Origin of the sequence: Blattabacterium cuenoti (assembly GCF_014252315.1) — a bacterium.
Lineage (GTDB): Bacteria > Bacteroidota > Bacteroidia > Flavobacteriales > Blattabacteriaceae > Blattabacterium > Blattabacterium cuenoti_AI.
Genome location: NZ_CP059216.1, coordinates 579,795 through 586,065, shown reverse-complemented (window position 1 = coordinate 586,065; position 6,271 = coordinate 579,795). Strand labels below are relative to the sequence as shown.

General features: G+C 21.0%; 6 protein-coding genes and 1 pseudogene. All 7 read left to right on the top strand.

Annotated features, from left to right (window positions below):
* The first annotated feature begins 119 nt into the window (after positions 1 to 119).
* The 7 genes and pseudogenes from H0H39_RS02895 to lgt all read left to right on the top strand — a co-directional run bounded on the left by H0H39_RS02895 (position 120) and on the right by lgt (position 6,219).
* Positions 120 to 1,304 carry a mechanosensitive ion channel family protein gene (locus H0H39_RS02895; protein ID WP_185877373.1) on the top strand — a complete coding sequence of 395 codons (1,185 nt, stop codon included), beginning with the start codon at positions 120 to 122 and terminating at the stop codon, positions 1,302 to 1,304.
* A pseudogene (locus H0H39_RS02890) lies at positions 1,285 to 1,857 on the top strand (pyridoxine 5'-phosphate synthase). Before H0H39_RS02895 ends, H0H39_RS02890 begins: the two are co-directional and overlap by 20 nt.
* Entirely contained in the window at positions 1,853 to 1,993 is a 141-nt protein-coding gene (locus tag H0H39_RS02965; protein WP_317167103.1) for a pyridoxine 5'-phosphate synthase, read from the top strand. Before H0H39_RS02890 ends, H0H39_RS02965 begins: the two are co-directional and overlap by 5 nt.
* Before the next feature lie 51 nt (positions 1,994 to 2,044).
* Positions 2,045 to 2,818, top strand: coding sequence for an alpha/beta fold hydrolase (locus H0H39_RS02885; protein WP_185877372.1), 774 nt, complete (start codon positions 2,045 to 2,047; stop codon positions 2,816 to 2,818).
* Between the two features lie 25 nt (positions 2,819 to 2,843).
* On the top strand, positions 2,844 to 5,135 hold the full coding sequence (locus H0H39_RS02880; protein WP_185877371.1) for an aconitate hydratase: 2,292 nt from the start codon (positions 2,844 to 2,846) through the stop codon (positions 5,133 to 5,135).
* Positions 5,132 to 5,350, top strand: coding sequence for a membrane protein insertion efficiency factor YidD (yidD, locus tag H0H39_RS02875; RefSeq protein WP_185877370.1), 219 nt, complete (start codon positions 5,132 to 5,134; stop codon positions 5,348 to 5,350). The genes H0H39_RS02880 and yidD overlap by 4 nt, the downstream gene beginning before the upstream one ends.
* Before the next feature lie 14 nt (positions 5,351 to 5,364).
* Positions 5,365 to 6,219 (top strand): prolipoprotein diacylglyceryl transferase, encoded by an 855-nt coding sequence (gene lgt, locus H0H39_RS02870; protein WP_185877369.1) that lies wholly within the window; start codon positions 5,365 to 5,367, stop codon positions 6,217 to 6,219.
* Positions 6,220 to 6,271: the final 52 nt, after the last annotated feature.

The following is a 6,271-nucleotide window of genomic DNA, read 5'->3' as shown; positions in this document are numbered from 1 at the left end:
ATTCTTCAAAATTTTATAATTGAATAATAAATTTAAATAAAAAAATATCAAATTTTTTTGATTATGATTCGTTTTGAATATATTGATTATAATTTTTTTAGTTAGATATTATTTAATAAATGTTTATTATTATAATTGGAAGAATTATATGTTTTATACTTATTATAAGTATTATAAATTTATTTCTTAATGAAATTATATATTTTATTAGTAAAAAAATTTTAAATATAAAACCTTCTTATAAATGGGGTTATATTTTTTTTAAGAATAAAGTTTTTAACAGTATATCAAATTTTATTCCTTTATTTATTGGATTTCTATTAAATAAACTATTTTTTAAAAATTATGAATTTATAATTATATGTATTGAAAAAATACTTAATATTTTATTTGTATTAATTTCTTTACAATTGATAATTAGAGTTATTAATTCTGTAATGAAAATTTCTACAAGTGAAAATAATCATCAAACAATAGCTGTTCATTCTTTTTCACAATTATTAAAAATTATATCTATAATATTTTGTATACTAATTATTATTGCTATTATTACAAAAAATAATTTAGTTTCTATCCTAACTAGTTTAGGGGCTATTACAGCTATAGTAATACTTGTTTTCAAGGATACTATATTAGGATTTGTTTCCGGAGTACAAATGGCTTCTACAAAAATGATAAAGGTTGGAGATTGGATTGGAATTCCAAAATATAATATAGAAGGTACTGTTGTTGAAATAAATTTAATTTCTGCAAAAATAGAAAATTTTGATAAAACTGTAACTAGTATTCCTACTTATGATTTAATTTCTACAGCTGTTACTAATTTTGAAGTAATGCGTAAGAAAAATATACGTAGAATTAAAAGATCTATTTTGTTTAATATACAATCATTTAATTTTTATGATGCAGAAGGATTAAAAAAATTTAAAGATGTTTTCTTAATAAAAAATTATATTCTTGTAAAACAAAAAGAAATAGAAATTTTTAATAAAGAAAAAAAATTAAATTCTAATATAAATCTTAATGGAAGAAAGTTAACTAATATTGGATTATTTCGTCAATATGCATTAGAATATTTATATAAAAATTCAAAAATTTCTCAGTCAGAAACTTTAATGATAAGACATTTAGAACCTACTCCTTATGGATTACCTGTAGAATTATATTGTTTTGCAAAAACATCTGAATCTATTAAATATGAACAGATACAAGCAAGTGTTTTTGATCATTTATTAACAGCAGCAAAAGAATTTGATTTAGAAATTACTCAAGTTGTAACTGGAAATGGAAAAGAAGTATTTTAAAAAAATGGTAAAATTAAGTGTAAATATAAATAAAATAGCTACAATAAGAAATTCAATAGGAGGAAATGTTCCAAATTTATTAAAAATAGCAGTATATATTCAAAAATTTGGATGTCATGGAATTACTTTACATCCTATACCAGATGAAAGACATATTAAATATAAATATGTATATAATTTACGTTCATTAATATTTGATAATGTTGAATTAAATATTTAAGTAAATCCTTCAGATAAATTTATGAATTTAGTATTAGATGTAAAACCTGATCAAGTAACACTAGTTCCTGATTAATATGATGCTATAACATCTAATTCAGTATTGAATATTAAAAAATATTATAATTTTATATTTAATAAAATAAAATGTTTAAAAAAACATAATATTCGTACTTATATTTTTTTATATCTTAATCATAATATGATATCATATGCACATGAAATTGGTGTTGACAGAATAGAATTTATACTGTACCATTTTCTATTAGATATGCTAAAAATGATACAAATTGCATTAATGATTATATTGAAACTGCAAAAAAAAGGCTATTAAATATAATTTACCTATAAATTCAGGTCATGATATAAACTTATATAATATAAATTTCTTAATAAAAAAAGTTCCAGGAATAGTAGAATTATATATAGGTCACGCTTTAATATCTGATTCTTTATATCTGGGATTATAAAATACAATACAGATTTAAATATATGAATCTAAAAAAAAATAAATTATTTTAATGAAATTATTATATTCAAATATAATTGGAAAAGGATCCCCGATTTTAGTTTTTCATGGTTTATTTGGGAATGGAAGTAATTGGATTTCTTTTTCTAGAAATTTTAGTAATGAATATCAAATACATTTAATAGATATTAGAAATCATGGATACAGTTTTTATTCTGATAATATGAATTATAATATTATGTCAGAAGATGTAATAAATTATATAAAACATTATAATTTAGTTAATCCAATATTATTAGGTCATTCTATAGGAGGACGTATTGTAATGAATTTTTCTTTTAAATATCCATTTATTCCTATAAAAATTATTATTGTAGATATAACTAATAAAGCTTATACAACAAAAGAAAATAACTTTATATCTATATTAAAAAATATAGATTTTTCTTTAATTAAAAAAAGGTCTGATTTTAATATATATTTAAAAAAATTTATACATGAAAAAAAAATTATATCATTTTTTTCTAAGTGTGTAGGAGTTAATAATAATGGAAAATTATATTTTCGTTTTTATTTATATGGAATAGAAAAAAATTATGATATATTAATTAAAAAAAGAATGGAACTAAAAAAAGAATATAACGGATTAACTCTTTTTTTAAAAGGAGAAAATTCTAATTATATTTCATATAATGATTATAAATATATGAATTTTTTTTTTCCAAAATCAATGTTTGTAACTATAAAAAATGCAGGACATTGGATTCATATAGATAATCCAATAGATTTTTATAAAGAGATTCGTTTTTTTCTTAAAAAAAAGTAATAATTGTATAAAAATTAATTTTGTTATGGTTTTTGATTTTAAAATGATTCGAAATTTTTATTCGGAATTAAAATATAAAATCGATAAAATTCGTTCGATTATAAATCGTCCTATGACATTTTCAGAAAAAATATTATACACTCATTTAACTAAACAAAAAGAAAAATCAAATATAAGTTTTTCTTTTAATAAGAATTCTTATATAAATTTTTATCCAGATCGTGTTGCTATGCAAGATGCAACAGCTCAAATGACTTTGTTACAATTTATGCAAACAAATAAAGTTAAAACAGAAATTCCAACTACTATTCATTGTGATCATCTTATTTATGCAAATGAGGGGGCTTCAATAGATTTAAAAAATTCTTTAAAAATAAACAAAGAGATATATGATTTTTTAAAAATAGCTTCTTATAAATATGGAATAGATTTTTGGGAACCTGGATCAGGAATTATTCATCAGATAGTTTTAGAAAATTATGCTTTTCCTGGTGGTATGATGATAGGTACTGATTCTCATACTCCAAATGCTGGAGGATTGGGTATGTTAGCAATAGGGGTAGGAGGATCTGATGCTGCTGAAGTAATGTCAGGATATTCTTTTGAATTAAAATTTCCTAAATTAATTGGAGTTCTTTTAGAAGGAAAAATAAGTGGATGGGTATCTCCTAAAGATATTATATTAAAATTATCTGGAATGATTGGTGTTATGGGGGCTTCAAATTCTATTATTGAATATTTTGGAGATGGAACAAAAAATATACCTTGTACAGGTAAAGCTACTATTTGTAATATGGGAGCAGAGCTAGGAGCTAGTTCTTCGTTATTTCCATATGATTATTGCATGAAAGAATATTTGTTATTTAATAACAGAAAAGAAATAGTATCTATTATAGATGGTATTAAAGATTGTTTTCAATCTGATATAGAAGTATATAATAATCCTTATCATTATTATGATAAGGTTATAAAAATTGATTTATCCACTTTAGAACCTCATATTAATGGCCCTTTTACTCCTGATAAATCAACTTCTATTTCTAATATGAAAAAGGAAGCTAAAATTAATAATTGGCCTACTAATTTAGAAGTAGGATTAATTGGATCATGCACTAATTCCTCTTGCGAGGATTTATTAAAATCTGTAAATATTATTAAACAAGCAATAAATAAAAAATTGAAAATAAAATCAGAATATTTGATTACTCCTGGATCAAACAAAGTTTATTATTTTCTTAAAAAAAACGGATATTTAGATCTTTTTAAAAAAATTGGAGCAAAAGTATTTGCTAACGCTTGTGGCCCATGTATTGGACAATGGAAAAGAACGAATAAAAATAATAATAATAAAAAAAATACAATTATACATTCTTTTAATAGAAATTTTTCTTCTAGAAATGATGGAAATCCAAATACACATGCATTTATAGCTTCTCCTGAAATTGTAACCGCTATGGTATTTTCTGGTAATATTGACTTTAATCCAATTACAGATAATATAAAAAACGAATTAGGTGAATATGTAAAATTTGAAGAACCTAAAAAAAATAAAGATATTTTTAATGAAAAAGAAATTAGTAATGATGTAAAAAAATCATTTTATAAACATACATCAAAAAATAGTAAACCTTATAATATTTCTATAATAATAAAAAATAATTCAGATAGATTACAATTTTTATCACCATTTTCATCTTGGAATGGAAAAAATTTATTGAATATTAGATTATTGATAAAAGTTAAAGGAAAATGTACTACTGATCATATATCAATGGCTGGTCCATGGTTAAAATATAGAGGTCATTTAGAAAATATTTCAGAAAATTTATTGATAAAAGCTATTAATTATTTCAATAATAAAGAAAATAAAATAAAAAACGTATTTACAGATAAATATGGAACAGTTCCTAATATAGCAAAATTTTACAAATCAAAAAATATTTTTACTTTGATTGTAGGGGAAGATAATTATGGAGAAGGGTCATCTAGAGAACATGCGGCAATGGAACCTCGTTTTTTAGGTGTTCGTGTAGTTTTAGTTAAATCTTTTTCTAGAATACATGAGACTAATCTTAAAAAACAGGGAATTTTAGCTTTAACTTTTTCAAATCCACATGATTACTATAAAATAGATGAAAATGATATATTTAATTTTTATATAAAAGATAATTTTTTTCCTGGAAAAAATATAAAAATTGATATTATTCATAGTGATAAAAAAATAGATAAAATTTTAGCTAAACATTCTTATAATAAGAAACAAATTCAATGGTTTAAATATGGATCATCTTTAAATTTTATTAGAAATTGTATATGAAATTAATTGATTTTATTATAATAAAAATTATTAGAATTTATCAAATAATAATATCTCCTCATATAGGAAATAATTGTAGATATAGGCCTACATGTTCAGATTATATAATTATTTCCATTAGAAAATGGGGAATATTTAAGTCTATTTTTATGATTATTATAAGGATTATGAAATGTAATCCTTTGGGTGGATATGGATATGATCCTCCTAAATAAAAATATATTTATTAATGAATTTACTAATATATATTGATTGGGATCCTATATATAAATTTTATTTGTGGAAAGAATTTCCTATTTATGTTTATAGTATAATGTTTATCATTTCTTTTATATTGGGATGGTTAATAATGAAATATATATATCATAATGATAATATTAATTGTGAATATTTAGATCCATTATTAAGATATACATTTTTTGGAACATTGATTGGAGCAAGATTAGGTCAAGTTTTTTTTTATGATTTTTTATATTTTTATGATCATTGTATAGAAATATTTTTTCCAATTAAAGAAAATAAAAATAATTATTTATTAGGAATAATAAAAGGATATGAATATTCTGGATATAGGGGATTTTCTAGTCATGGAGCTATTATAGGTGTTATTTTATCTAGTTTTTTATATAAAAAAAAATTTTTAAAAAATAAATCTTTTTTTTGGTTATGTGATAGATTATGTATTATATCGTCTATTTCAGGTGTATTTATTAGAATAGGAAATTTTTTCAATTCTGAAATAATAGGAAAACCATGTTATTTACCATGGGGAGTAAGATTTTTTAAAGCAAATATAGAAACTCTAATAATTCCTAGACATCCTACACAAATATATGAATCAACAGCGTATTTATTTACATTTTTATTTCTTTTGTATTTTTATAAAAAAAAAAAATTATGTAATGGATTTTTATCAGGAATTTTTTTTATTTTAATTTGGAGTTTTCGTTTTTTGATAGAATTTTTAAAAGAACCACAAGGAATAGAATTTATAAAAATAAATAATTTAAATACAGGACAATGCCTTAGTATTCCATTTATTATATTTGGATTATTTTTAATTTTTTTTTCATTAAAAAAATAAATTTTAAATCAAAATTACATATCATATTACGTATAATCTAATATATATAATT